This window comes from Thermomonas sp. (assembly GCF_035369645.1).
Taxonomy (GTDB): domain Bacteria; phylum Pseudomonadota; class Gammaproteobacteria; order Xanthomonadales; family Xanthomonadaceae; genus Thermomonas.
The window spans coordinates 1-26,409 of the sequence record NZ_DAOOUM010000016.1 but is presented as its reverse complement, the minus strand read 5'-3'; the positions used below and the strand labels follow the sequence as shown (position 1 = coordinate 26,409).

The 26,409-nt window shown below is 61.0% G+C and carries 28 protein-coding genes and 1 pseudogene; 11 read left to right on the top strand and 18 right to left on the bottom strand.

The features are described 5' to 3' along the window. Window positions 1-7: 7 nt before the first annotated feature. The 5 genes from mtnC to PK789_RS04765 form a co-directional block, all read right to left on the bottom strand. The gene (mtnC, locus tag PK789_RS04785; protein ID WP_324307387.1) at window positions 8-700 is read right to left on the bottom strand and encodes an acireductone synthase; all 693 of its coding nucleotides are present in this window, start codon (window positions 698-700) and stop codon (window positions 8-10) included. Between the two features lie 60 nt (window positions 701-760). After that, window positions 761-1,303, bottom strand: a complete 543-nt coding sequence (locus PK789_RS04780; RefSeq protein ID WP_324307386.1) for a 1,2-dihydroxy-3-keto-5-methylthiopentene dioxygenase — start codon at window positions 1,301-1,303, stop codon at window positions 761-763. Window positions 1,304-1,313: 10 nt separating this feature from the next. Further along, window positions 1,314-1,952 carry a methylthioribulose 1-phosphate dehydratase gene (locus PK789_RS04775; protein ID WP_324307385.1) on the bottom strand — a complete coding sequence of 213 codons (639 nt, stop codon included), beginning with the start codon at window positions 1,950-1,952 and terminating at the stop codon, window positions 1,314-1,316. Between the two features lie 63 nt (window positions 1,953-2,015). Next, window positions 2,016-2,693: a class II aldolase/adducin family protein gene (locus PK789_RS04770; protein ID WP_324307383.1), complete on the bottom strand. Its 678-nt coding sequence runs from the start codon at window positions 2,691-2,693 to the stop codon at window positions 2,016-2,018. Between the two features lie 81 nt (window positions 2,694-2,774). Then, window positions 2,775-4,307: an amino acid permease gene (locus tag PK789_RS04765; protein ID WP_324307382.1), complete on the bottom strand. Its 1,533-nt coding sequence runs from the start codon at window positions 4,305-4,307 to the stop codon at window positions 2,775-2,777. A gap of 114 nt (window positions 4,308-4,421) precedes the next feature. On the opposite strand from PK789_RS04765, the gene PK789_RS04760 reads away from it, so the two are divergent. Further along, on the top strand, window positions 4,422-5,003 hold the full coding sequence (locus PK789_RS04760; RefSeq protein ID WP_503011900.1) for an NUDIX hydrolase: 582 nt from the start codon (window positions 4,422-4,424) through the stop codon (window positions 5,001-5,003). A gap of 3 nt (window positions 5,004-5,006) precedes the next feature. On the opposite strand, the gene serA is transcribed toward PK789_RS04760, so the two are convergent. Then, window positions 5,007-6,248 (bottom strand): phosphoglycerate dehydrogenase, encoded by a 1,242-nt coding sequence (gene serA / locus PK789_RS04755; protein ID WP_324307379.1) that lies wholly within the window; start codon window positions 6,246-6,248, stop codon window positions 5,007-5,009. A 123-nt stretch (window positions 6,249-6,371) separates the two neighbouring features. On the opposite strand from serA, the gene PK789_RS04750 reads away from it, so the two are divergent. Beyond that, window positions 6,372-7,754, top strand: coding sequence for a D-2-hydroxyglutarate dehydrogenase (locus tag PK789_RS04750; protein ID WP_324307378.1), 1,383 nt, complete (start codon window positions 6,372-6,374; stop codon window positions 7,752-7,754). A gap of 11 nt (window positions 7,755-7,765) precedes the next feature. Here the strand turns inward: PK789_RS04750 and PK789_RS04745 are convergent, their stop codons facing one another. The 7 genes from PK789_RS04745 to PK789_RS04715 form a co-directional block, all read right to left on the bottom strand. Then, a complete protein-coding gene (locus tag PK789_RS04745; RefSeq protein WP_324307377.1) occupies window positions 7,766-8,362 on the bottom strand; it encodes a GNAT family N-acetyltransferase in 597 nt (198 codons plus the stop codon). Window positions 8,363-8,429: 67 nt separating this feature from the next. Continuing rightward, a complete protein-coding gene (gene yeiP / locus PK789_RS04740; protein ID WP_324307376.1) occupies window positions 8,430-8,996 on the bottom strand; it encodes an elongation factor P-like protein YeiP in 567 nt (188 codons plus the stop codon). Between the two features lie 26 nt (window positions 8,997-9,022). After that, the gene (locus PK789_RS04735; protein ID WP_324307374.1) at window positions 9,023-9,793 is read right to left on the bottom strand and encodes an SDR family NAD(P)-dependent oxidoreductase; all 771 of its coding nucleotides are present in this window, start codon (window positions 9,791-9,793) and stop codon (window positions 9,023-9,025) included. 64 nt (window positions 9,794-9,857) lie between these two features. After that, entirely contained in the window at window positions 9,858-11,636 is a 1,779-nt protein-coding gene (locus PK789_RS04730) for a putative bifunctional diguanylate cyclase/phosphodiesterase (protein WP_324307372.1), read from the bottom strand. Continuing rightward, window positions 11,633-12,523 (bottom strand): hydroxymethylglutaryl-CoA lyase, encoded by an 891-nt coding sequence (locus tag PK789_RS04725; protein ID WP_324307421.1) that lies wholly within the window; start codon window positions 12,521-12,523, stop codon window positions 11,633-11,635. Before PK789_RS04725 ends, PK789_RS04730 begins: the two co-directional genes overlap by 4 nt. An 8-nt stretch (window positions 12,524-12,531) precedes the next feature. Continuing rightward, entirely contained in the window at window positions 12,532-14,526 is a 1,995-nt protein-coding gene (locus PK789_RS04720) for an acetyl/propionyl/methylcrotonyl-CoA carboxylase subunit alpha (RefSeq protein ID WP_324307371.1), read from the bottom strand. Beyond that, window positions 14,526-15,326: an enoyl-CoA hydratase-related protein gene (locus tag PK789_RS04715; RefSeq protein ID WP_324307370.1), complete on the bottom strand. Its 801-nt coding sequence runs from the start codon at window positions 15,324-15,326 to the stop codon at window positions 14,526-14,528. Before PK789_RS04715 ends, PK789_RS04720 begins: the two co-directional genes overlap by 1 nt. A 101-nt stretch (window positions 15,327-15,427) precedes the next feature. Between PK789_RS04715 and PK789_RS04710 the strand changes: the two genes are divergently transcribed. From PK789_RS04710 to PK789_RS04700, 3 genes are read left to right on the top strand one after another with little or no spacing between them, the layout of a single operon-like run. Beyond that, complete coding sequence (locus PK789_RS04710) at window positions 15,428-15,676, top strand: FeoA family protein (protein WP_324307368.1); 249 nt, start codon at window positions 15,428-15,430, stop codon at window positions 15,674-15,676. Next, window positions 15,673-17,541 carry a ferrous iron transporter B gene (gene feoB / locus PK789_RS04705; RefSeq protein WP_324307367.1) on the top strand — a complete coding sequence of 623 codons (1,869 nt, stop codon included), beginning with the start codon at window positions 15,673-15,675 and terminating at the stop codon, window positions 17,539-17,541. The genes PK789_RS04710 and feoB overlap by 4 nt, the downstream gene beginning before the upstream one ends. Continuing rightward, a complete protein-coding gene (locus PK789_RS04700) occupies window positions 17,541-17,774 on the top strand; it encodes a DUF6587 family protein (protein ID WP_324307365.1) in 234 nt (77 codons plus the stop codon). The genes feoB and PK789_RS04700 overlap by 1 nt, the downstream gene beginning before the upstream one ends. Before the next feature lie 96 nt (window positions 17,775-17,870). Here PK789_RS04700 and PK789_RS04695 read toward each other — a convergent pair whose 3' ends face one another. The 5 genes from PK789_RS04695 to PK789_RS04675 all read right to left on the bottom strand — a co-directional run bounded on the left by PK789_RS04695 (window position 17,871) and on the right by PK789_RS04675 (window position 21,055). After that, on the bottom strand, window positions 17,871-18,098 hold the full coding sequence (locus PK789_RS04695; protein WP_292005923.1) for a CopG family antitoxin: 228 nt from the start codon (window positions 18,096-18,098) through the stop codon (window positions 17,871-17,873). A 5-nt stretch (window positions 18,099-18,103) separates the two neighbouring features. Further along, entirely contained in the window at window positions 18,104-18,382 is a 279-nt protein-coding gene (locus tag PK789_RS04690; RefSeq protein WP_324307363.1) for a BrnT family toxin, read from the bottom strand. A gap of 101 nt (window positions 18,383-18,483) precedes the next feature. Next, window positions 18,484-18,840, bottom strand: coding sequence for a hypothetical protein (locus PK789_RS04685; protein WP_324307362.1), 357 nt, complete (start codon window positions 18,838-18,840; stop codon window positions 18,484-18,486). Continuing rightward, entirely contained in the window at window positions 18,837-19,337 is a 501-nt protein-coding gene (locus PK789_RS04680; RefSeq protein WP_324307361.1) for a bactofilin family protein, read from the bottom strand. Before PK789_RS04680 ends, PK789_RS04685 begins: the two co-directional genes overlap by 4 nt. Window positions 19,338-19,444: 107 nt before the next feature. After that, a complete protein-coding gene (locus tag PK789_RS04675; protein ID WP_324307360.1) occupies window positions 19,445-21,055 on the bottom strand; it encodes a carboxyl transferase domain-containing protein in 1,611 nt (536 codons plus the stop codon). A 109-nt stretch (window positions 21,056-21,164) separates the two neighbouring features. Between PK789_RS04675 and rlmD the strand changes: the two genes are divergently transcribed. From rlmD to PK789_RS04645, 6 genes and pseudogenes are all read left to right on the top strand, one after another. Beyond that, entirely contained in the window at window positions 21,165-22,511 is a 1,347-nt protein-coding gene (rlmD, locus tag PK789_RS04670) for a 23S rRNA (uracil(1939)-C(5))-methyltransferase RlmD (protein ID WP_324307359.1), read from the top strand. 2 nt (window positions 22,512-22,513) lie between these two features. After that, on the top strand, window positions 22,514-23,041 hold the full coding sequence (locus PK789_RS04665) for a CYTH domain-containing protein (RefSeq protein ID WP_324307357.1): 528 nt from the start codon (window positions 22,514-22,516) through the stop codon (window positions 23,039-23,041). Then, the gene (gene nagZ / locus PK789_RS04660) at window positions 23,042-24,094 is read left to right on the top strand and encodes a beta-N-acetylhexosaminidase (RefSeq protein ID WP_324307355.1); all 1,053 of its coding nucleotides are present in this window, start codon (window positions 23,042-23,044) and stop codon (window positions 24,092-24,094) included. Continuing rightward, the gene (locus tag PK789_RS04655; RefSeq protein ID WP_324307354.1) at window positions 24,091-24,648 is read left to right on the top strand and encodes a hypoxanthine-guanine phosphoribosyltransferase; all 558 of its coding nucleotides are present in this window, start codon (window positions 24,091-24,093) and stop codon (window positions 24,646-24,648) included. Before nagZ ends, PK789_RS04655 begins: the two co-directional genes overlap by 4 nt. Before the next feature lie 3 nt (window positions 24,649-24,651). Next, window positions 24,652-25,401 (top strand): S-methyl-5'-thioinosine phosphorylase, encoded by a 750-nt coding sequence (locus PK789_RS04650; RefSeq protein ID WP_324307353.1) that lies wholly within the window; start codon window positions 24,652-24,654, stop codon window positions 25,399-25,401. A gap of 106 nt (window positions 25,402-25,507) precedes the next feature. Then, window positions 25,508-25,738, top strand: a pseudogene (locus PK789_RS04645) (FAD-dependent monooxygenase); the annotation flags it as partial. Window positions 25,739-26,409 lie beyond the last annotated feature (671 nt).

Sequence of the window (26,409 nt, the reverse complement as noted above, 5' to 3'; positions counted from 1 at the left end):
GTGTGTGTCAGGGGGTGATCTGTGCAAACGACTCCACCCGCGTGTGGCCGTGGGCGGCATCCCCAGAACGCGGCTGCGGGTAGTCTTCGCGGCGATCTAGCAAGACGGTACGCATGCCGGCGTCGCGGGCGGCGTCGAGCTCTTGCACCACATCCGATAAAAATAGAATGTCGCTAGGCGCTTGCTGCAAACGCACGGCAATCGCGGTGTAGCTGGTCACATCGCGTTTGCCGCCGACTTCGGTATCAAAAAAAGCACAAAACAGCGGCACCAGATCGCCCGAATCGGTGTGCGCAAACAATAATTTTTGCGCCGGCACCGAGCCGGAGGAGTACACCGCCAGCGGGTGCCCGGCCGCGTGCCAAGCGCGCAGGGCAGGGGCCACGTCGGGGTATAGCGGCGCGGTGAAATCACCATCGCGATAACCGGCTTCCCACACCATGCCTTGCAAAGCCTTCAGCGCGGTGTGCTTGCGGTCGGCATCGATCCAGCCTTGCAGGGTTTCCACAATCACGCTGTCCTGGCAAGCGCTGGCGGAAATTTCGATGGCCACTTGATCCAGCCAGCGGCGCACCTCGGCCGCATGCCCATGCTCGCGCACAAAGCCCGGCAACTTGGCGCGTGCATACGGAAACAGCACGTCCTTGACGAAGGAAATGGACGACGTGGTGCCTTCGATGTCGGTGAGAATGGTGGTCATGCGCTTCCCCCTCTCCCGCAAGCGGGAGAGGGCCGGGGAGAGGGGCTCTGAGTCATCGTGTTACGCATACCGTGGAAACCGCAACGCGATATCGCTGCCAGTGAAATATCCCACCCAGCCATCCGGTTCGGTGAAAAAACGAATCGCCACGAAACTGGGCTGCGGGCCCATATCAAACCAATGCGTTGCACCATCGGGAACGGAAATCAGATCACCGGCTTCGCACAGCACTTCATAGACCTTATCGCCCACGTGCAAATTGAACTGGCCGCTGCCGGCCACGAAGAAGCGCACTTCGTCTTCCTTGTGCGCATGTTCGTCCAGGAACTTGGCGCGCATCGCTTCGCGGTTGGGGTTGTCGGGTGCGATGCTGACCACATCCACACTCTTGAAGCCGCGTGCGGCTACCAGTCGGTCGATATCGGACTGGTAGGCGGCCATGATGGCCTCTGCAGGATCACCGGGAGTCACCGGATGCGCGGGTTGCCATTGCTCGAACGCCACCCCGATATGCTTCAGGGCATCGGCGATGTCGGCGTGTGCATGCAGAGTGTGCGTTGGGGCGTGCGGGTCGTTGTCGTGAAAGACGCGAAGACGGCTCATCAGGATTCCTTTAGCGCGCGCCCAAGCGGCGCATTTCCAGCTCGCAACCGAGCATGAATTCAAACGCATCCAGATGCCGACGCGCTTCGCTGATGTCGCGGCCCCAGGCGTACAGCCCGTGCCCGGCGATCAGATAGCCCCACTGGTTGGGCTGGGTGAGGACCGCGTCCACGCTGGCAGTCAGCGTGTCCATGTCTTGCGAATTGGGCACCACCGGCAAGTCCACCGCGGTTTCGTGGGTGGTGTGACCGCGCAATGCCTTGAACAATTCGTAATCACGCAGCCGCACGCGCCCAGCCTCGGCATACAGCAAGCCGGCAATCGTTTGCGTGGGTGAATGCGTATGTAGCACCGCCCCTACATCCGGATAACGGCGATACAAATGGGTATGCAGGGCGGCTTCGGCCGACGGCCGATGGTGGGTGGCGACCGGATTGTTGGCCATGTCCACCACCATGATGTCGGCCTCGGTCAGGCGGCCTTTGTCCTTGCCGGAAATGGTGATGGCGGCGTGCTCGGGCCCCATGCGGATGGAAAAATTACCGGCAGTGGCAGGGGTGAAGCCCTTGGCAGCCAGCTCGCGGGTATGCACGATGATTTGTGCGGCGCAGCCGGCGTAAAGATTGTGGTCGAAGGCGGGTGTGTTCATCGGCCTAGTTTAGCGAGTGTGGGCGCAATTCCTGCATGCCATTTGGATGGACGGGCATGCCATTTATTCCGGTTTGTGCTGTTGCCCGTAAGTTTTGAATTTTTCTAGCACCATCGCCATTTCTTCGTGCGGCAGGTTGCGGGTGGGCCCGAGTGAGCGTGCCAGCAGGTATTGACGGGCCAGATTTTCCACTTCTTCGGCTAAGGCATAGGCTGCCGACAGGCTTTCACTGGTGGTCACTTGGCCGTGGTTGCCCATCAAACAGGCACGCAGGCCGCCTTGCAGGGCGTGCATGATGCTGTCGGACAAGGCGGGCGTGCCAAAGGTGGCATAGTCCGCACACGGAATGCGATCGCCACCGGCCACCGCCACCATGTAATGGAAGGCCGGGATTTCTTCGCCCAAACAGGCCAGCGCGGTGGCGTGGGTGGAATGCACGTGCACCACCGCATTCATTGCCGGGAAGGCGTTGAGAATATCGCAGTGGAAGCGCCATTCGCTGGACGGCAACAACTGCCCCGGCGGGCAGTGGCCATCGCTGTGCAGGTACACGATGTCTTCGGGCAGCAAACGGTCGTAGCTGCGCCCAGTGGGGGTAATGAGTAAGCCATCGCGCCAGCGGATGCTGGCATTGCCGGATTTGTTCAGCGACAAGCCGCTGGCATTCATCGCCCGGCAGTGGTCGATCAGCGACTGGCGGGCGGCGCGTTCGTGGTCGTGCATGACATGAAGATTAGGCATCCGTAAAGCATAACGGGAAGGCATAACAAAAAACCCGGCCGGAGCCGGGTTTTTTGTAAAACTAGAGGGTGCCTTCAAGCCTTATTCGGAGGCATTGCCCGGAGCCAACTGACTCTTGCGGTAGCCGTACATGAAGTACAGCAGCAAGCCGATACCACCCCAAATGGGCAGCACGATCATGGCATCAAACGGCAGGTTGAAGTACAGGAACACCGTGCCCAAGATCGCCAGCGGCGAAACCACCCACACCAAGGGGGTGCGGAACGGACGCGGACGGTTCGGATCTTTCACGCGCAAGATCAGCACGGCCAGCGCTACCATGAAGAAGGCGAACAATGTGCCGGAGTTGGAGATGTCGGCAAGTTGACCCACCGGGAACAGCGCAGCAGCGATGGCCACGAAAATACCAGTGATGAGGGTCACCTTGTGCGGTGTTTTCCACTTCGGATGCACATCAGCCAGCGACTCAGGCAGCAGACCGTCACGCGCCATTACAAAGAAAATGCGGGTTTGCCCGTAGAGCATCATCAAAATCACCGAAGGCAGGGCCAAGTTGGCGGCCAAGCCCACTAAATCGCCCACGCGCTCGTGATGAATCATGCGCAGCACATGCGCCAGTGCTTCGTTGGAGCACACCAACGGTTGCTGGCCTTGCGCGGCAAGGGCTTTGCACTGCGCCACAAATTCCGCGGAGCCCGGCTGAACACCCAAGCCGGTGGGTTGTGCGCCAATCGCGCCAATCGCACCCGCAGCCACCAGCAGATAGAACACGGTGCATAGCGCCAAGCTGCCAATTAGGCCGATTGGCACGTTGCGTTGCGGGTTTTTGGTTTCTTCTGCCGCGGTAGAAACCGCATCAAAACCCACATAGGCGAAGAAGATCGAAGCGGCCGCACCCACGATGCCAAGGCCGGAACCGCCACCATTGCCAAACCAGCCATTGGGAGCCAGCGGCTCAAAATGTGCGCCATTGAGCACGGGCAGCGTTAAGACGATGAAGGCAATCAGCGCCACAATCTTGACCGCCACCAGCGCCGCATTGACGCGTGCACTTTCGGTGGTGCCGATCATCAGCAAGCCGGTGACCGCCAATGCAATGACCACGGCCGGCAGGTTGAACACACCGTGGCTGAAGTCCACGCTGGGAATGCCGCCGGCAAACGACCACGTCGGGCCAGCCGAAAGCAGCGCCGGAAGTTCAAACCCGGTGGCACTTTTAACCAAGCCCATAAAATACCCGGACCAGCCCACCGACACTGCCGATGCGGCTACCGCGTACTCAAGGATCAGTGCCCAACCCACCATCCATGCCAAGACTTCGCCCATCACCGCGTAGGTGTAGGTATAGGCGGAACCGGACACCGGCACCATCGAGGCGATTTCCGAATAGCACAGAGCGGCCACTGCACAAACCAAGCCCGCGATCACAAAGCTCCACATCATGCCTGGACCGGCCTTTTGTGCAGCGGCAGCTGTTAGCACGAAAATACCGGTGCCGATGATCGCACCCACACCCAGTAGCGTGAGCTGCAGTGCGCCTAGCTGGCGATGGAGTGATTTTTTTTCTGCATTTTCAAGAATCTTGTCAAGCGGCTTGACGCGATGAAACAGCATCAGAGAACTCCCCGTGAATAAAGCGTGGGCAGCAAGCCCCAGCTCGCCGCAAGCCGCCGACCTTATACGGTCATGGCCATTCAGCACAAGCGCTAGCGGTCATGGCAGGCGATAATGAGCGCATTCAGTCATCGGAACCTGTGTTGCATGGACGCCGAACTTGCCAGCGCCTTGACCACCTATGCCGCACGCTGGCCGCAGGAGGCCGCTACTGTGGCGCTGTTCCACATGCTGCTGGGCGATGCCGAAAACCCGTTCCTACGCGAACGCCTGGCTGGGCACTTCACCGCCTCGTGCTGGCTAGTCAGCGCAGACGGCGCGCGCGTGCTGTTGACCCACCATCGCAAGTTAGGGCTGTGGCTGCAATTGGGTGGGCATGCCGATGGCCAACGCGACTTGAGCGCGGCGGCACTGCGTGAGGCCGAAGAAGAATCCGGGCTGACCGGGTTGCGTGTTGAGCCCGCCATTTTCGATCTGGACCGGCACCGCATCCCGATGCATAAAGCGGTGCCGGAGCACTGGCATTACGACGTGCGGTTTATCGTGTGCGCAGGCACCGATGAGGCTTATACGATCAGCGAAGAGTCGCTGGATTTGGCGTGGCGCAACATTGCCGAGCTGGCCGTGGATGCCGATGCTGACCCGTCGGTGCGGCGCATGGCGGGCAAGTGGTTAGCCCGCCAAGCCGAGGCCTGAATATCAATACAGCACGCGCGTGCGTAGGGTTCCCGCAATCGCCGCCAGCTCGTCCTTGATGGCGGCGGCTTGCGCTGCATCGGCGGTGATATCAATCACCACATAGCCCAGTTTGGGATCGGTGCGCAAAAACTGGCCGTCGATATTGACCGCGTGGCGGCTGAAGATGTCGTTGATCTTCGACAACACACCCGGCACGTTGCGATGGATATGCAAAAGACGCAGGCTGCCGGCGTGCTCGGGGAGCGTCACTTCGGGGAAGTTGACCGCCGACAGGGTGCTGCCGTTATCGCTATAACGGATCAGTTTTGCCGCCACTTCCACGCCGATATTGTCCTGCGCTTCCAACGTGCTGCCGCCGATATGCGGGGTCAAAATCACGTTGTCCAGACCGCGCAATGGCGACTGGAATGCATCCCCATTGGCCTTGGGCTCGACCGGGAACACATCCACTGCCGCACCCCCAAGGTGCCCCGATTGGAGCGCTGCGGCCAGCGCGTCAATCACCACCACAGTGCCGCGTGCGGCATTGATCAGATGCGCGCCGCGCTTCATTTTCGCAATCTGTTCTGCGCCGATCATCCATTGCGTGGACGGCGTTTCCGGCACATGCAGCGTGACGATATCGGCGCGTGCCAGCAGATCATCAAGGCTCGCCGCCGGCTGTGCATTGCCCAGTGCGAGTTTGGTTTCGATATCGTGAAAAATCACCCGCATGCCCAGCGCCTCGGCCAGCACGCCCACCTGAGTACCGATATGGCCGTAGCCCACGATACCAAGGGTCTTGCCGCGCACCTCGTGGCTGCCGGTGGCGGCTTTCGACCACCCGCCGCGATGGCATTCGGCGTTTTTTTGCGGGATGCCGCGTGCCAGCAACACGGCTTGCGCCACCACCAATTCGGCCACGCTGCGGGTATTGGAGTAGGGCGCATTGAATACCGGAATGCCGGCTTGTTCGGCAGCCTCCAAATCCACTTGATTGGTGCCGATGCAGAAGCAGCCAATCGCCAGCAGGCGCTTGGCATCGGCCAAGACCTCGGCGCTGAGCTGGGTGCGCGAACGCAGGCCCACGATATGCGCCTCACTGATGCGCGCCTTCAGCTCGTCTTCCGGCAGTGCCTTGCTGTGATATTCGATCTGGCTGTAGCCGGCCGCTTTGAAGGCATCGACCGACGTTTGACTGACACCCTCCAGCAACAGCACGCGGATGTCCTGTTTGGGGAAGGAGGTCTTCTTGCTGGCCATGCGGGCGGATATCCGGTTGCAATAGGAAGATTTGACTATGCCAGAATTTGGGCGCATTTGTTGCGCTGCATCATGTTATTTTCCCATCACATCATGCCCAACCGCATACTCGAAAATCCGCCCATGACCGCTGTCCGCCTTGCTTCACTGAACGCTGCGCTGCCTACACTGCGCCTGTTGACTGATCCGGCCAATCTGGAGCATTACGGCCGCGACTGGACGCGACGTTGGACGCCTGCGCCGCTGGCCATTGCGCTGCCGGCCAGCGTGGACGAGGTGCAGGCGGTGGTGCGTTGGGCGTATGCCGAAGGCGTGGCGGTGGTGCCGTCGGGCGGGCGCACGGGGCTGTCGGGTGGCGCGGTGGCCGCGAAGGGTGAATTGGTTATCAGCCTAGAACGTATGAATAAGGTGCTGGGCTTTGATGCGGTGGACCGCACCCTGACCGTGCAGGCCGGCGTTCCGCTGCAATTGGCGCAAGAGACTGCCCGCGAACACGGTCTGCAATACCCGGTGGACTTTGCCGCGCGCGGCTCGTGCAGCATCGGCGGCAATATCGCCACCAATGCCGGCGGTATCCGGGTGGTGCGCTATGGCAATACCCGTGAGTGGATTGCCGGGTTGAAGTTGGTGACCGGCACTGGCGAGCTGTTGGATGTGGGGCGCGCGCTGGTGAAAAATTCCAGTGGCTATGACCTGCGGCATCTGGCCATTGCCTCGGAAGGCACCTTGGGCATCATCGTTGAGGCCACGCTCAAACTCACCGACCCGCCGCCACCCAGCAATGTGATGTTGCTGGCACTGCCTTCGTTTGATGCGCTGATGCAGGTGTTTGCCGTCTTTCGTGCGCGCTTGCAATTGCAGGCGTTCGAATTTCTGACCGATGTGGCGCTCAAGCACGTCCTTGCGCACGGTGCGCAGCCGCCCTTCGCGGAAATGCATCCGTATTACGTCGTCACCGAATTTGCCAGCGATGAAGCGAATGAAAGCGAGGCGCTGGCCGCGTTCGAGCAGTGCATGGAACAGGGACTGGTCAGTGATGGCGTGATCAGCGCCAGCGACACACAAGCCGCGCAGCTCTGGCGCTTGCGCGAGGGCATCACCGAAAGTCTGGCCAGCTATGTGCCATACAAAAACGATGTGTCGGTGCGCATTTCCGCGATGCCGGCGTTTTTGCAGACCACGCAAGCCTTGCTTGGCAAGGAATACCCGCAGTTTGAAGTGGTGTGGTTTGGCCATATCGGCGATGGCAACCTGCACATCAATATTCTGAAGCCCCCTGCCATGGCGCAAGCCGACTTCGTGGCCGATTGCGAACGGGTGACCAAACTGCTGGCGCAAGTCTTGGAAGCACACGGCGGCAGCATCTCCGCCGAACACGGCATTGGCTTGGTGAAGAAACCCTATTTGGAATGCACCCGCAGTAGCGAAGAAATCGCGCTGATGCGTGGCATCAAGGCAGTGCTGGATCCGAAGGGCATTCTGAATCCGGGCAAAGTGTTCGATTGATCAACCGGTGATCAACCGGTGGCCAGCCGCGCATCCAGTCGCTTGCGCAGTTCAGGCCATTCTGTATCGAGGATGGAATAGCAGACGGTATCGCGCAGACTGCCGTCCTTGTGGCGTTTGTGTTGGCGCAGTACGCCATCCTTGTGCGCGCCCAAACGCTCGATTGCGGCCTGCGAGCGCAGGTTGGCGTGGCTGGTGTGTAGGTACACCGTGCGCATGCTCAAGACTTCGAAAGCGTGGCCCAGCAACAGGCGCTTGCAGGTGGTGTTGACGTGGCTACGCTGCACGCTGGCGCGGTACCAGGTGTAGCCGATGGCCAACGTGGGCACGCTGTGGTCGATGTCGTAATAGCGGGTGCTGCCCAGCACTCGGCCACCGATGTCCACCACTGCAAACGGCAGCATCGTGCCAGCGTGTTGCCCGGCCAGTGCTGCTTCGATATAGGCACGGACGTCGGCAGGATTGGCTGCGGGCACGCTGGTGAAATTCAGCGTGGCCAGTGCGCCATCGGCGCTGGCGTCGATCAGGCCATCGACATGCGCCAGCGCCAGCGGTTCAAGCCGGACCCCGTGGGCTTTGAGGACGATGGGGGTGAGGACTGCGTGCATGTGCGGAAGGCGGCAGGATCGGCGGGTGTTCGCGTAGCGAATACCCACCGGGCCCGACACGCTGGGATCAGTCGGCGCGCCCGCCAAATTCACCGGTGGTGGTGTTGACCCACACTTTTTCACCACTGCCGATGTACTCGGGCACCATGATTTCAATGCCGGTGGACAGCTTGGCCGGTTTCGGGCGTTTGGTGGCGGTGCCGCCCTTGAGTTCCGGCGGGGTTTCGATGACTTCCATGGCCACGCTCTGCGGCAATTGGATGGCCACCGGCACATCGTCGATCAGCTGCACGTAGATGCCGGTCAGGTCATCCACGATGTAGCCGGCGGCTTCGCCAATCGCATCGGGATCCAGCGTGTACGGGGTGTAGTCCTCGTCATCGAGGAACACGAACGCATCGCCATCCTTGTACGAATAGGTGCACTGGCGGCGGCTCATGTCCACTTCGCGCAGGTCATCATCACCATCAAAACTGGAGTCCAGTTTGGTGCCGCCGGGGATGGAATACATCACGAAGCGAAAGCGCACATTGCCGCCGCGGCCTTGCGGGCTGCTGCGTTCGATATCGCGGATTTGATACACGCCGTTATTGAATTCAACAACGTTGCCTTTCTTGATGTCGCAAGCTTTCATAAATTTCTCGTGGGTACGTTCGTGAATTACTTGGGGGCAAGGCGGGTTGCGCCATCCAAGCGGATGGTTTCGCCGTTGAGGTAGGTATTGGTGAGGATGTAGGCGACTAGGTCAGCGTATTCCTGCGGTTGCCCCAGCCGTGCCGGAAACGGAATAGTGGCCGCCAGCGACTTCTGCACATCGTCGGGCATGCCGTCCACCATCGGGGTCCAGAACACACCGGGGGCCACGGTCATCACGCGGATGCCAAACCGCGCTAATTCGCGCGCCATCGGCAGGGTCATGCCGACCACGCCGCCTTTGGAGGCCGAGTAGGCGGCTTGGCCGATCTGACCTTCGTACGCGGCGACGGAGGCGGTGTTGATGATCACGCCGCGCTCACCGTCAGTGCCGGCGTCGTTGTGCTGCATCCGCTCGGCGCAGGTCTTGGCCACGTTGAAGCTGCCCACCAAATTCACCATCACCGTGGTTTGAAATTGCGAAAGCTTCATCGCCCCATCGCGGCCCAATACGCGCCCAGCACCCAAAATACCGGCGCAGTTGATGCAGGCATTCAGCCCGCCAAGGAACGTGTTGGCGGCGCTGACATTGGCAACCACCGAGGCTTCATCGGTGACATCGGTTTTGAAAAACTGCGCGTTGTCGGCACCCAGCTCGGTCACGGCGGCCGTGCCTTTTTCTGCATTGACATCAAACAGAGCCACCTTGCCGCCGGCGGCAACAAGGTGTTGGGCCACGGCAAAACCGAGACCAGAAACGCCGCCGGTAATCACGGCGCGAACATTGGAAAGCTGCATGGGAGTTCCTGCGGGCGGAAAACCGCCATTTTATCGAAGTGGCGTGTCTGCGGCGGAATGTGGCTTAGCTGCGCTGTGCGGCCAATCGCTTGCCCAGCTCGCCGGGCAGTAAGCCGGGGGCGAATAAGAAGCCCTGCCCGATGGTGACACCGAGCCGTAACAAGTGGTCACGTTGGGCTTCGGTTTCGATGCCTTCGGCAATCATGCCCAAGCCCAGACTGCGCGCGATCCCGACCACGGTTTGGCAGATTGCCTCGTCGGATTTGTTGCCGGGGATACCTTGCAAAAACCCGTGACTCAGTTTGAGTGCGTGGATGGGCAAGCGCCGCAAATAATTCAGCGCGCTATAGCCTTCGCCAAAATCGTCGATGGAAAGCCGGACGCCTAATTTGCACAATTCGTCGAACACCACACTGGTATCGGCGACGTCTTCCACCAGTACGCGCTCGGTTAGTTCCAGCTCCAGCGCGTGGCCGGGCAGGTCGGCTTCATGCAGCATTTGCTGCACGCTGCCCGTCAGATTTTCGCCCACGAATTGGCGATACGACACATTGACCGATACCCGCTCGATCGGCAGATCCTGTTCCTTCCAGCGGCGCATCTGATGGCAGGCCTCCTGCAAGACCCAGCGCCCGATACGGACGATTTCACCGGTGGATTCGGCTAGGTCGATGAAACGATCCGGTGGCATTGGCCCAAGTTCGGGGTTGTGCCAACGCAACAGCGCTTCGGCTGCGAAAATGCGGCCACTGCGCAAATCCACCTGCGGCTGATAGACCAAATGGAACTCGTTGTTGTCAATCGCGCGGCGCAGGCGGGTTTCAGTTTGCAAACGCTCTTGCTGGCGTTTGGCCAACGCCGGTGAAAAGGTATGAAATCCATTGCGGCGGCGACGCTTGCTTTCGTACATCGCCACGTCGGCATTTTGGATCAGTTGCTTGGGGGTATTGCCCTCAAGACTGCCGCGGGAGATGCCAATGCTAGTGGTAACGCTGAAGTCGTCCTTGCCTAGGCGAAAGGGCACCAGGAAGGCACTTTGGATTATGCGTGCCAAACGTTCTGGATGTTCGGCATCGTGCAGGGTGCTGGTGGCGACCAAGAACTCATCGCCACCAAACCTGGCGATCTGGCCTTCGTTGCCCACCGCGTCGCGAATACGCTGCGCGGCTTCGACCAGTAATTGATCGCCGGCATCATGACCTAACAAGTCATTGACGATTTTGAAGCGATCCAAGTCGATATACAGCAGGGCCAAGTGCGCGCTTGCCCCGGTATGCAGTTGGGTGGCGATGTGGTCAAGAATTGCATCGCGGTTGAGCAAGCCGGTCAAGGCATCGGTATGTGCTTGATGCCGCAATAGCGCTTCTGCGTGCTTGCGCTCGGTGATGTCTTGCAAGGTGCCACTGAAGCGGTCGTTGGCGGGGTCTTGCGGGTCGGGCTCGCCAATCACACTGACCCAAAACACACTGCCATCGGCCTGCATGCCCTGCAATTGCAGATCAAAGCCGGTGCCTTCGGAAATACGGGTCAAAGTGTTGTGTAGAAGCCGGCGATCGTCTGGGAGCAGACAGGCCAGCAGTGCGTGCATCGTGGTTGGCGGCGTGCTTGCACCAAGAATGTGGATGGCTTCGCTGGTCAAATACAGCGCATCGCTGGCCCGGTTCCATTGCCAGCCACCAATCAACGCCAGCTCCTGCACACGTTTGAATAACAACTTGTCGCGCTGCACCTCATCAAGCAGGGCACGGTAATTGGCATGTTCGGCGGCAAGTGCAGCGCGGGACTGTTGTAATGCCAAGCGTAACGCCGCTGGATCGTCTCCGGTGCCGGCGGTTGTGTTCATGCGCTCATGGCCTTGCCCGCCTTGCTGCCGGTTTCACGGCCCAGCAGGCCGGCCAGCCAACGACCTGTGTCGGCCAGTTTGGGTAAATCAATGCCGGTGTGGATGCCTAGGCCGTGCAGCATGTACACCACGTCTTCGCTGGCCACGTTGCCGCTGGCACCCTTGGCATACGGGCAGCCGCCGGCACCTGACACGGCGGCATCCACCACCGCCACACCTTCTTCCAAGCACGCCAAAACATTGGCCAGTGCTTGGCCCCAGGTGTCGTGGAAATGGATCGCCAGCGCCGCCATGGGGACTTCACTGGCCACGGCATGCAGCATCGCCCGCGCCTTGGCCGGCGTGCCAATGCCGATGGTGTCGCCGAGTGAAATTTCATAGCAGCCGAGTGCGTGCAGCGCTGTGGCCACGCGCACCACATCGCGCAGCGGCACATCGCCTTGATAGGGGCAGCCGAGGACGGTGGACACATAGCCGCGCACACGCACGCCATCGGCTTGGGCGCGCGCAAGGATGGGTTTGAAGCGTTCCAACGAGGCGTCGATGCCGGCATTGGTGTTTTTCAGATTGAAGGCTTCCGATGCCGCAGTGAACACTGCCACCTCGGTGGCACCAGCAGCCAATGCGCGTGCATAACCGGCTTCGTTGGGCACCAAGACCGGATAGGCAATGCCGGGAACGCGGGTAATCCCGGTCATCACATCACTGGCATCGGCCATCTGCGGCACCCATTTGGGGCTGACAAAGGCGGTGGCTTCGATACTGCGCAGACCGGTGCCCGACAAGCGATTAATCAGTTCGATTTTGTGCGCGGTACCGATGTCGATTTTTTCGTTTTGCAGGCCATCACGCGGGCCCACTTCCACGATGCGTACTGCTGCCGGCATTCCCATCGTCATTGCTCCAAGGTGGCCAACACAGCATCGGCTTCGACAAAGTCACCGGCCTGTGCGCGCAGCTCGGCCACCACACCATCGCGTGGGGCTTTCAGCGCCAATTCCATCTTCATCGCTTCCAGTACCAACAACACATCCCCGGCATGCACGGCATCGCCGGGCTTGGCCTGCACCAACACCACGCGCCCGGGCATCGGTGCGCGGATGCGGTGTTCGGATGCGGCATCGTTGGTGGCCAAGCGCTGATACGCGGCATCTACCTGCAAGCGCAGCCGGCGCTCACCGTTGTGCACCAGAACGCGCCGATCATCGGCAAGCGCATGCACGTGGCGCATCACGCCGTCGATACGGGTGGTCAGCTGCGTGGCCTGCATACGCGCACCGGTGATGTCATGCACAGCGTCGCCCCAGTGGATGCGGTAGGCACCGTCATGACCGTGTGCGCGCAATTCGATACGGGTTTCGGCATGGGTAAAGCAGAGCTTGCGCGTGCCGGCGTGGCCCAGCCGCCAGCCGTCGCTGCCAGCCCATGGCGAGGTGGGGTCAGCGCTGCTGGCGGCGGCAGTGCGCGCGGCGTGTTCTTGCTGCAACAGGTGTGCGGTGGCGGCGGCCAACAGCAAGTGGGTGTCGGTGTCAGCAGGGCTCAAAAATTCATCGAGGTGGCGGTCCAGATAGCCGGTGTCGATGCGGCCTTCGGTGACGGCGGGGTGGCGGATCAGGCGTTCAAGGAAGGCGATGTTCGATTTTGGCCCGGCAATTTCGCAGGCCGCCAATGCTTCACGCATACGCGCCAAGGCGCGTGGGCGGTCTGTATCCCAAACAATGAGTTTGGCGATCATCGGGTCATAGAAGATGGTGACTGTATCGCCTTCGATCACGCCCGAGTCGATGCGCACATGGCGCGATGTTGGGGGGAGCTGCAAGGTCTGCAAAGTGCCGGAGCCGGGCAGGAAGCCGGCATCCGGGTCTTCGGCATACAACCGCACTTCCATCGCGTGGCCGTGTTGCTGTACCTGTGTTTGCGAAAGCGGCAACGCATCGCCGGCGGCAATGCGCAATTGCCATTCCACCAGATCTAGCCCGGTCACTTCTTCGGTGACGGGGTGCTCCACTTGCAGGCGGGTATTGATTTCCATGAAATAGAAACCGCCATCTTGGGCGACGATAAATTCCACCGTGCCGGCGTTGGCGTAATCAATTGCGTGCGCGGCTTGCACCGCGGCAGCGCCCATCGCGGCGCGCAGTTCGGGCGTCAAGAACGGGGAGGGCGACTCTTCCAACACCTTTTGGTAGCGGCGCTGCGCGGAGCATTCACGCTCGCCCAAATGGATCGCGTGGCCGTGGTGGTCGCCAAAGATCTGGATTTCGATATGCCGGGGGTGCTCGATATAGCGCTCCAGCAACACACGGTCGCGGCCAAAGGCATTTTTGGCCTCGCGCTGGCAGCTTTCTAGATTAGGCAAAAATTCTTCGGCACTGCGCACGATGCGCATGCCCTTGCCGCCGCCGCCGTGCGCGGCCTTGATCATCAGCGGGTAGCCAATGCGGTCGGCTTCACGTTGCAGTAATTCTGGTGATTGGTCTTCGCCGGTATAGCCCGGCACCACCGGCACACCCGCTGCCGCCATCAAATCCTTGGCCCCGGCCTTGCTGCCCATCTTGCGCATCGACGTACCGGACGGGCCGATAAACGCAATCCCGGCGGCGTGTACCGCGTCGGCAAAGTCGGCGTTCTCGGACAAAAAGCCATAACCGGGATGGATCGCCTGCGCGCCGGTTTTTTTCGCAACATCCAAAATGGCGTCGCCCAACAGATAGCTGTCCTGCGGGCGTGGCCCGCCGATGCAATGCGCTTCATCGGCCAGCCGCACATGCTGGGCATCGGCATCGGCTTCGGAAAACACCGCCACGGTGCGGATACCCAACTTGCGTGCGGTGCGGATCACGCGGCAGGCGATTTCGCCACGGTTGGCGATCAGGATGGTGTGGAACATCAGGGTGTGTTCTCTTGGGGGTGTGCCCAGCTGGGCTTGCGCTTGTCGAGAAAGGCAGACAGGCCTTCCTGGCCTTCGGGCGAGACCCGCAGGCGGGCGATCAGGGCGGCGTTGTCGGTGTCGTGGCGGCTGCCGTCGGTGTGGGCGCAGACGTCGCGAACGAGGGTTTTAGCACTGGCGGCGGCCACCGGACCGGCTTTGAGAAGGAGATCGATTTGGCGTTGCACGGCGGCGTCGAGCGCGTCGGCTTCCACCACTTGGTGCAGCAGGCCGATGCGCAGGGCTTCGGCGGCGTCAACTATTTCTGCGGTGGCGAAATAGCGGCGCGCTTGACGTGCGCCGATGGCCTGAATCACATAGGGTGAAATCACCGCCGGCAGCAGGCCTAACTTGCTTTCGGTCAGGCCGAATTTGGCTTCCGGCACACCTATGGCGATATCGCAACAGGCCACCAAGCCCACACCGCCGCCAAAGGCTGCGCCTTGCACACGGGCGATGGTGGGTTTGGGTAATTCATCCAGTGTGCGCATCAGCCGTGCCAAGGCGAGCGAGTCTTGCCGGTTGGCGTCCTCGCTGGCGGCGGCCATGCCGCGCATCCAGTTGAGGTCGGCACCGGCGGAAAACGAGGCACCCTCGGCTTCCAGCACCAGCACGCGCACGCTGGCATCGTCGGCAACCTGCGCCAGCGCCGCCGTCAAATCGGCAATCAGGCCATCGTCGAAGGCGTTGTGCACCTGCGCACGGGTCAGGCGCAGGCGGGCAACGGGGCCAGCGCGGTGCAATTGCATGGCGAAGGACATGCCGGTATCCAAGTTTCGAAAAATTGATCTGACACATGATAGCGGTTGGCGAAACTGCTATAGTTGAGAACAATTCCTATTTAGATTGTGGTGCGGCGGTAATGCACTTGAGCGAACTCCCCAAACGTCAGCCTGCCGTGGTCGAAGCAGTGGAAGACCGTGGCCCCAATGACCCGGTGGCGCGCCGCCTGCGCGAGCTGGGTTTTGTATACGGGGAGGATGTCGAAGTGGTGGCCGCCGGCCCACTGGGGGCGGAGCCGTTGTTGGTGCAAGTGGGCTTCACCCGGTTTGCGCTGCGGCGAGTGGAAGCCGCACGGGTGCGGCTATGCAACGCCAAGGCGGTCGCATGACCCCCGCCGCGACCTTGCCCAGTCTGCCGCAGGCCCGCATTGCCTTGGTGGGCAACCCCAATTGCGGCAAGACGGCGTTGTTCAACCTGTTGACCGGCAGCCGTCAGAAGGTGGCCAATTACGCCGGTGTCACTGTAGAACGCAAAGAAGGGCGGTTGATTGCGCCGTCGGGGCGGAGCTATTCGATTTTGGATTTGCCGGGTGCGTACAGCCTGCAAGCCGCCAGTTTGGATGAAGCCGTGACTCGCGATTTGATTCGCGGGTTTTATCCAGGCGAAGCCGCGCCGGATTTGCTGGTGTGTGTGGTCGATGCCACCAACCTGCGCTTGCACCTGCGTTTTGCATTGGAGCTGCGCGCACTGGGCCGGCCCATGCTGATCGCGCTGAACATGATGGATGCCGCCCACAAGCGCGGCATCACGATAGATGTGGCGGCCTTGCAGCAGGCATTGGGCGTGCCGGTGGTGGAAACCGTGGCGGTGCGTCGCGACGGTGCCCGCGCATTGCTGCAACAACTGGAACAGGTGCATTTGGTCGATCAAGGCACGCATGCGGCCATGGCGGATGACGCCCTGCATGCAGAGGTACGCCGGGTGCTGGCCTTGACCGTGACCATGCCGCGCCGCACCGCTGAAATCGACGATGCGCTGGATCGCTGGTTGCTGCACCCGGTGTTCGGGTTGCTGGCATTGGCGGTGGTGATGTTTTTGATCTTCCAAGCGGTGTATGCCTGGGCCACGCCGATGATGGATGGCATTGAGGCTGCCACCGCATGGTTGGGCAGCACCGTGTCCACAGGGATGCCGGAGGGCCCGCTGCGCAGTTTGGTGGTGGATGGCATCATCGCCGGCACTGGCGGGGTGGTGGTGTTTTTGCCGCAAATCTTGGTCCTGTTCGCGTTTATTCTGGCGCTGGAAGAATCCGGCTACCTGCCGCGTGCGGCCTTCCTGCTGGATCGCAGCATGGCGGCGGCGGGCTTGTCGGGGCGCAGTTTCATTCCCTTGCTTTCAAGTTTTGCCTGTGCGGTGCCGGGCATCATGTCCACCCGTTCCATCCAAGATCCGCGCGACCGCTTGGCCACAATTTTGGTAGCACCACTGATGACGTGTTCGGCGCGTCTGCCGGTGTACACCTTGCTGATTGGTGCGTTTGTGCCGAAAAAAGCCATTGCCGGCTTCAACCAACAAGGCTTGGTGCTGTTTGGCTTGTATCTGGCCGGGATTGTCAGCGCCCTGGCCGTGGCGTGGACAATGAAGCTGTGGCGGCGCGATAAAAGCGAGCACCCGCTGCTGATGGAACTGCCGTCCTACCGCATTCCGCATGTGCGCGACGTGGCTATCGGGCTGTGGGAACGCGCGATGATTTTCTTGAAGCGGGTGGGGGGGATTATCTTGGCGATGACCATCCTGCTGTGGTTTTTGCTGAGTTTCCCGGGCGCACCGGCGGGTGCCACCGGCCCGGCGATTGATTACAGTTTTGCCGGCCGCATCGGCGCGGCAATGGTCACGATTTTTGCGCCGATTGGCTTCAACTGGCAGATCTGCATTGCGCTGATTCCCGGGATGGCCGCACGCGAAGTGGTGGTGTCGTCGCTGGCCACGGTGTACGCGCTGTCGGCGGGCAGCGACGACGCGGCGCTGCAAGCCCTGTCCCCGGTGATTCAATCGCAATGGTCACTGGCCACGGCGTTGTCGCTGCTGGTGTGGTATATCTACGCGCCGCAATGCGTGTCCACCTTGGCCACGATCAAGCGCGAAACCCATTCGTGGAAGCAAACCGCATTTGCCGCCGGGTATTTGTTTGGCCTGGCCTATCTGGCCGCACTCGTCACCTATCACGTCGCCGTGGCGCTGGGAGGCGGTTGATGTCGGCATCGCTGCTCTTGCAATACAGCATCGTGGCACTGGCGGTGTTGGTGAGTGCCGGGGTGGTGATGCACAAGCAATTCCCCAATGCCGCGCGGCGGTTGCGGGTGGCGTTGGCACTGCCGCTGCTGCGCGCCGGCCGTCCTACTTGGATGCGCACGCTGGCAAAAAAAATCGCTCCACCGGGGCAGGGTGGCGGCAACGATTGCGGCGGTTGTAACGGCTGCGGGTGAGATGTGTTGCAAGTCTTGCCGGGGAGCGGCGTTGGCTTGTTTGGTTGTTCGAAAGTGGCTGCGCTGGGTGTGTAATAGCCCGGGATTACCGATCCGTTAGGCCTTGCCGCTTGGCCATGCAATCTGAACCTTGCGATGCTTCATGACACAATCACGCAGGTACAGGTTGATCAAGCTTTGGTATGGGACACCCGCTTCATTGGCCATGCCTTTGAAGTAGTCCACTACGTCCTCCGAGAGGCGCATAGAGACCGGCTTCTTGAGCTTGGCCGCATACGGGTTGCGACGGGACTTCATTTTTGAGAGATCGTATTCGGCTTTCATGGCGGTCACTGGCTGTAGAAGGAGCTTTCTTGCTTCGTGGCTTTGCGCGCTGAAATGATGCGAATGACGCCGCCACCGTCGCGCTCGCAGTGGCAGACTAGGAGAAGGTGAGCTCCGCTGCTCATGCCGAGCATGAGAAAGCGCTCATCATTTGAGGAGTGGGGTTCGTCGTAGAACTGGACGGCGAAATCGTCATAGAAGACGGACTGGGCTTCCTCAAAGGAAACGCCATGCTTCCTGAGGTTTGAGGCGGCTTTGGCTGGATCCCAGTCAAACTTAATCATCTGTACATTGTATGGATGATTAGTGCCTTTGCAAAGCCTAACGATTGATGATTACTTCATTCTTGCCAGAAGAATTACAGGGTCAGTTCCATTTACTTTCTCTAATGCTTCAACCGCCGCTTGCCGGCGGCTACCGGCACCGCTTCCACGGTCACGTTGAAGCTGCGTGCCTCACCCGGATGCACCGCGCCGACGCCGGCCACATGGCGGGCGACTTCTTCGCCGCGTTCATTGCGGATCACCACCACCATCGTGTATTCAAAACTGCCGGTGTCATTGCCGTGGATGGTGCCTTCCACTTGCAGCGGCACAAATCGCTGCGCTGCATCGGTGGCCGGGGCATCAAAACGCAAATGCCCGCGGCAGGCCGGGCAGACCGCCGAGCTTTCCAGAATGGTGGCCTTGCAGTGCGGGCAGGCGCGGGTCGCGCCGGCCGCACCTGGGCGAACGGCGCTCATGTGGCGCTGCCGGTCTCCGCTTTCGGGATCGGCTTGGCATCGCCCCAACCGCATTCCACATGGCCACGAATCCGCGAGCCTGCCGCAACGGTCAGACTGCCGGCCTTGAGGTCGCCATTGATGGCACCGCTGGGCAGCAGTTCCACCTGTTTGGCCGAGGTGATATTGCCCTCCAGCTCGCCGGCCAAGGTGACTTTGTTGGCACTGACGCCACCGGACACTTTGGCCCCTTGGTCGATGCTGAGGTTGCCCTGCACCTTGATGTCGCCCTTGAACTTACCGGCGATGCGGACATGGCCTGCGCCTTCGATCTTGCCCTCGATGGCCAAATCAGCGGCGATGACCGATTCGCGGGCCGCCGGTTCAGCGGCGCGTATCGGTGCCGGGTGCGGGATGGCCGGCTCCGCTGGCATTGGCGCGGGCGCAGGCGCTGGTGGATCGAAACGTACAGGCTCGGCGGCTTTCGGGGCCGGCGTCGGGTCTTTCCAAATAGCCATGCGGCACTACTCCTCGGGGGCGGACTGTCGAGGCTAGCACCACTTTGCACAAATTTCCTGCATGAATACGGCAACTTTGCAGCACAAGTGGCTGTTTTCGATCGAACTTACATCCTGAATACGCCAAACCGCGTGCGGTCTTCGATCGGTGCATTGAGTGATGCCGACAACCCCAGCCCGAGTACGCGGCGGGTATCGGCGGGGTCGATGATGCCGTCATCCCACAGCCGTGCGGTGGCGTAGTAGGGGTTGCCTTGGTCTTCGTACTGCTGGCGAATGGGGGCTTTGAAGGCATCTTCTTCCGCCGGCGTCCACACGCCGCCCTTGGCTTCGATGCCGTCGCGCTTGACCGTGGCCAGCACACTGGCGGCTTGTTCACCGCCCATCACGCTGATCCGCGCATTCGGCCACATCCACAAAAAACGCGCGCCATACGCACGTCCGCACATGGCGTAATTGCCGGCACCAAAACTGCCGCCAATCACCACGGTGAATTTCGGCACGTGCGAGCACGCAACGGCAGTCACCATCTTCGCGCCGTCTTTGGCGATGCCGGCTTGTTCGTATTTCTTGCCGACCATGAAGCCGGTGATGTTCTGCAAAAACACCAGCGGAATGCCGCGCTGGTTGCATAGCTCGATGAAGTGCGCGCCCTTCAATGCGCTTTCGGCAAACAGGATGCCGTTATTAGCGATGATGCCCACCGGGTAGCCATGTAGGTGCGCAAAGCCAGTGACTAGGGTTTTGCCGTAGCGCGCCTTGAACTCTTGCAACTCGCTGCCATCGGTAATCCGGGCGATGACCTCGCGAATGTCGAACGGCCGGCGCGCGTCCTTCGGCACGATGCCGTACAACTCTTCGCTGGCGTATAACGGCTCGCGCACGGGCAGCGTGGCCACCGGCAGAATTTTTTTGCGGTTGAGGCTGGACACGATCCCGCGCGCGATCTCCAGCGCGTGGCGGTCGTCCTCGGCAAAGTGATCGGCCACACCCGAAATGCTGGTATGCACATCGGCGCCGCCCAAGGTTTCGGCATCCACCACTTCGCCGGTGGCGGCCTTCACCAGTGGTGGGCCGCCCAGAAAAATGGTGCCTTGTTCTTTGACGATGATGGATTCATCGCACATCGCCGGCACATACGCGCCGCCGGCGGTGCAGCTGCCCATCACCACCGCGATTTGCGGGATGTTCTCCGCGCTCAAACGCGCTTGGTTGTAGAAAATGCGACCGAAGTGTTCTTTATCGGGAAATACCTCGTCTTGCAGCGGCAAAAACGCGCCGCCAGAATCCACCAGATACACGCAAGGCAGGTTGTTTTCGCGGGCGATTTCCTGCGCACGCAGATGCTTTTTCACCGTCATCGGGAAATAGGTGCCGCCCTTGACGGTGGCGTCGTTGGCCACGATCACCACTTCTTGCCCGCACACACGGCCGATGCCGCAGACCATGCCGGCAGCGGGCGCGGCATCGTCGTACATGCCTTCGGCGGCCAGCGGCGCGATTTCCAGAAACGGCGAGCCGGGGTCCAGCAACGCATTGATGCGCTCGCGTGGCAGCAGCTTGCCGCGTTCGGTGTGCTTGTTGCGCGCTTTTTCACCGCCGCCATCGGCGGCCCGTGCCAAGCGGCGATCCAGTTCGGCCACCAGTGCGCGGTGGTAGGCAGCGTTGTCTTGGAAGTCTTGCGAGCGTGGGTCAAGCTGGCTGGTCAACGCGGGCATGGTGGCAATCCGGTGCGGCAAAACGCTAAGGATACCCGTTGCGGCCAAATTCCCGGAGCGGCGCTGCGAGTCTGCGACAATAGGCGGCCATTCGTTTGCACTTTTTGCCGTGGCCCGCCTCGACCAAACTCCCAAGACACTTTCCATCACCGACCTGATCCACGATGGCCGTGGTGTGGCCCGCTGGCCAGACGACCATGCGCAGCCCGGTAAAGCGGTATTCGTCACCGGCGCACTGCCGGGCGAAACCGTGCGCGTACAGCAAACCGCACGTTCCAAACAGTTTGATGAAGCCAAAACGCTGGAGGTGCTGGAAGCCTCACCAGACCGGGTTGCACCGCGCTGCCCGCATTTTGGCGTGTGCGCCGGTTGCGTGTTGCAGCACTTGGCCGAAGACAAGCAGATCGAGGCCAAGCAGCGCGTGTTGTTGGAAAACTTGCAGCGCATCGGCCATGTGGCCCCCGGCACGGTGCTGCCACCGCTGCGTGGCGATGCTTGGGGCTATCGCCGCAAGGGCCGGTTGTCGGTGCGTCGGGTGGAAAAAAAGGACAAGACGCTGGTGGGGTTCCGCGAGCTGGATCCGCGTTTTGTGGCCGATCTGCGCGAATGCCATACGCTGGTGCCGCAGATTGGATTCAAGCTGGAGGCATTGGGCGCGTTGGTGGATGGCTTGGACGCGCGTCGCGACATTCCACAAATCGAATTCATTGCCGGCGATGCCGCCACTGTGCTGGTATTTCGCCATTTGCAGGCACTCAGTGATGCCGACAAAACCCGCTTGGCCACCTTCGGCGCAACGCACGGCTTCAGCATGTTCTTGCAGCCCGGTGGCATCGACTCGGTGCATCCGCTCAATGGGCAAGCGCCGCAGCTGTCGTTCCAATTGCCGCAGTGGCAGATCGAACTCAATTTTCGCCCGCTGGATTTCATCCAGGTCAACGCCAAACTCAACGAGGCAATGATTGCGCGTGCGCTGGACTTGCTGGATGTGCAGCCGGGTGAGCGCGTGCTGGATCTGTTCTGCGGGCTGGGCAATTTCACCCTGCCGTTGGCGCGGGTGGCGGGCGAGGGCAGCGTGGTGGGTGTGGAAGGCGATGCCGGCTTGGTGGCGCGGGCACGCGCGAATGCGCAGCACAATGGGCTGAGCAATGTGCAGTTTCATGCCGCTGATCTGACGCAGAATTTGGCTGGGCAGGCGTGGTTGAAGCAAGGCTTCGACAAACTGTTGTTGGATCCTGCCCGTGCGGGGGCGTTGGAAGTGCTCAAGCAATTGCCGCTGAAAGGGCTCAAGCGCATCGTGTATGTCAGCTGCCACCCCGGTTCATTGGCGCGGGATGCGGGCTATCTGGTGAATGAAGCCGGCTGGACACTGCGCGAAGCGGGGGTGATGGACATGTTCCCGCACACTGCGCATGTGGAGTCGATTGCGGTGTTCGATCCACCTAAAAAGGCATGAGCATGGGGATTGAAATCGAACGCAAATTTTTGCCGAGCAGTGATGCATGGCGCGCCGCTGCGCACAAGACGGTGGCGATGGCGCAGGGCTACCTCAACGACATCGCAATGGTCGATAGCGGCGCGATGCAGGCCTCGGTGCGAGTGCGCATCGAGGGCGATGCGGCATTTCTCAATATCAAATCCCGCGAACTCGGCGCACGCCGGCAAGAATTTGAATACCCCATTCCGGTGGCTGACGCGCAGGCGCTGCTGGCTTTATGCGTGGGCGGAAAAATCGAGAAGATCCGGCATTACGTGCAACACCAACACCATCTGTGGGAAGTCGATGAGTTTTTTGGCGACAACGCGGGGTTAGTGGTGGCCGAAATCGAGCTGAGCAGCGTGGATGAAACCTTCGCCAAACCCGACTGGGCAGGCGCAGAGGCAACCCACGCACAGCGCTACTACAATCTGGCGCTGGCCTCGCGCGCGTATTCGCAATGGTGCGACGACGAGCGGCAGGCGCGCGATCTCAACCAAGGACACTAAATGCTGCAAATTGGCGTTTCTGGGCACCAACTGACGGCGCGTGAGCGCGATTGGCTGCAACACGATGCCTGTGCCGGCGTGGTGTTGTTTGCCCGCAATTTTGCCTCGCAGGCGCAGGTACGTGAGTTGTGCCAAGCCATCCGTGAGGCTGCCGCGCGCCCGCAGCTGATTTGCGTGGATCAAGAAGGCGGCCGCGTGCAGCGCTTTCGTGATGGCTATAGCAAGCTGCCGGCGTTGCAAGGGTTTGAGGCGCTGTATCAGGCCGATGCCAAGACCGCGCTGGCGTTGGCGCGCGAACATGCATGGCTGATGGCCAGTGAAGTGCGCGCCAGCGGTGTGGACCTGAGTTTTGCCCCGGTGGTGGATTTGGCGCGCGGCAACCGCGCGATTGGCGACCGTGCATTTGCCGCAGACCCACACGTGGTGGCCGCGTTCACCCGTGCCTATGTGGAAGGCATGCACGAGGCCGGCATGGCCGCGACGCTCAAACATTTTCCAGGTCACGGTTCGGTGTTGGAAGACACCCATCACGATGCCGCCATCGACCCGCGCACACTCGATGACATGCGCGCGCAGGACCTGCTGCCGTTCAGCGCCGGGGTCGACGCTGGTGCCGACGCAGTGATGATGGCGCACGTCACCTATCCGCAGATTGCACCGGAGCCGGCGGGGTATTCGCCGCGTTGGATTGGTGACATTTTGCGCACGCAAATGGGCTTTCGTGGCGTGGTGTTTTCCGATGATATCGGCATGGCTGCGGCGCTTTCGGTGGGCGGCGTCAAGGCCCGCATCGACGCCCATCTGGATGCAGGCTGCGATGTGGTGTTGGTCTGTCATCCGCAGCAAGTGGACGAAGCCTTGGTCGCCATCGAAGGACGCACACTTAACACCATGGCATTGATCAATCTGATCGGGCGCGGCCCGATGGCGTGGGATGGGCTGTTGGCCGATGCCCGCCGCGAAGCGGCACAGGCACAACTTGCAACCTTGCGCACACCGCAATTGAACACCGACGTGCTGTCGGGCGCGATCCACGTGGGAGATACCGCATGAGCATTCCAAAACTGGCCGACGCACTGGCAACTGCGCATGTGCTGTTCAACCGCGCAACACTGGAGGCCCATATCGACCGCATGGCCACCGACATCCGCGCCTGTTATGCCGAGGGCGAAGTGCCGGTGTTTTTGACGGTGATGAACGGCGGCCTGCCGTTTGCCGCGCAACTGGCATTTGCCTTGGGTGAGCGCGGTTTGGATCTGGAATTTGATTACCTGCACGCCACCCGCTATCGCGGCCAAACCAGCGGCTCCGGGCTGGCGTGGTTGCATCGTCCCGCCACCGCGCTGCATGGCCGCAAAGTGCTGCTGGCCGATGACATCCTCGATGAAGGGCATACCTTGCTGGCGGTCAAACATTGGTGCGAAGACCAAGGTGCCGCCGAGGTGCGCATCGCGGTCTTGGCGGTCAAGCGGCACCAGCGCTGCGTGGACGGTATCGCTGCCGACCATGTGGGCGTGGACGTGCCTGATGCCTATGTGTTTGGCTACGGCATGGATTACCACGAACAGGGCCGCAACTTGCCGGCGATTTATGCGCTGGGGGATTAGGTGATGAGGATTGATCTTGCCGTCATCGGTGGCACCGGCGTGTACGCGTTGGGTGAATTGACCGATGTCGAAACCTTGCAGCCAGACACCGCCTACGGTGCGCCGTCCGGGCCAATTCGCGTTGGCCGTTTGGCCGGTCAACGGGTGGCATTTTTGGCGCGGCATGGCGAAGGGCATTCGCTGCCGCCGCACAAGATCAACTACCGCGCCAATCTGGCCGCACTGAAAGCCATGGGCGCGCAGCGTGTGCTGGCGTTGAACACCGTTGGCGGTATCAGCGAACACTTCGGCCCGCGCGTTCTGGCCTGCCCGGATCAGCTGATTGATTACACCTGGGGCCGCATCAGTACCTTGTGCGAAGAACCCGGCAGCGACGTGTTGCATGTGGATTTTGGTGACCCGTACACCCCCGCACTGCGGCGGCAAGTGATCGCTGCCGCCGAACACGCAGGCGTGGCACTGGTGAATGCCGGCTGTTACGGGGCAACCCAAGGGCCACGGCTAGAAACCAAGGCCGAAATCGCGCGGATGCGCCGTGATGGCTGCGACTTGGTCGGCATGACCGGGATGCCTGAAGCCGGCTTGGCGCGCGAACTCGGGCTGGACTACGCCTGTTTGGCCATCATCGCCAACTGGGCCGCAGGTGCAGGGCCCGATGTCGATGAAGTGATCACCCTGGACGATGTATTGGCCAATGTCGCGGTGGCCATGGCCGGCGTGCCGAAGATTTTGCAGCGACTGCTGACCGCATGACGCGGCGTTTGCATGTCGCCGTTGTCGGCTATGGCAGCGGTGGGCAGGCAGCGGCGCTGGCGGGCACGGCAAATGGCAGGGACGTTGCCGGTAGGGCGCATGCCGGGCGAAACCACGCGCGGCTTACCGTGATGCCATCCCGCAGCGTTGGTGGCGCGGACGTGCGGCGCTATTGGGCGATGCCGCGCATGCGATGAGCCCGCAGTTGGGGCAGGGCGTCAATATGGCGCTGGTGGATGCTTTGGCATTGGCCGCGCGGCTGCGCGATGCGGCAACGACCGAGGCTGCATTTGCCGCCTACGCGCACGAACGCCGGGCGCATATGTCGGCTTATCACCCGAATTAAGCCGACCCGCGAAGCGGGCTCGGCTTGAATAAATGGTTAGGGCGCAAAAAAGAAACGGGCCACGAAAGCGGCCCGTTGGTACTCACAAGTTCAAGAAAGCTATGCGCCGGATCGTGAGCAGGATGTTGTACGCACGAAACTGTAACTCATCAACACCCAGCCTCCACCTGCCCCGCCAGCCCACACATAGCTCCATGTTTGGGAGGCGCCACCGCCACATGATGACACACTAATGGTGTCTCCATTCTGTCCATTGGTAGGTAGCGGCACGGGTGGACCATTCCCAGAATCAAAAGCTGCCGATCGGAAATGCGACATAACTTTGACCGTAATTTTCCCAAGCGCAGAAAAATCTCCCAGCAGCGATCCATTTCGATACTCGGCATGGTCATAGAGCCATTGTTTGAGGTACGCTGCCTGAGACGAGCTCGCTGGATAGACTATTTCCGAGGATACGCTGGTCTTTATCTGCTGCGCAGAAGCAGGATTCGCAACAGAGAGCAGGGTCAGAAGTAGTGATGAGAAAACGGCAAATGACATGCGGTTACGCATTGACATCTCCTATGTGCCGAAGTCGCAATTGTTACGCTAAGCGAGAAGATGCCTAGCGTCAACATGCCTCGCGTCAACATGCGCCCTAACATCGTTTAGCCGTTGGTTGA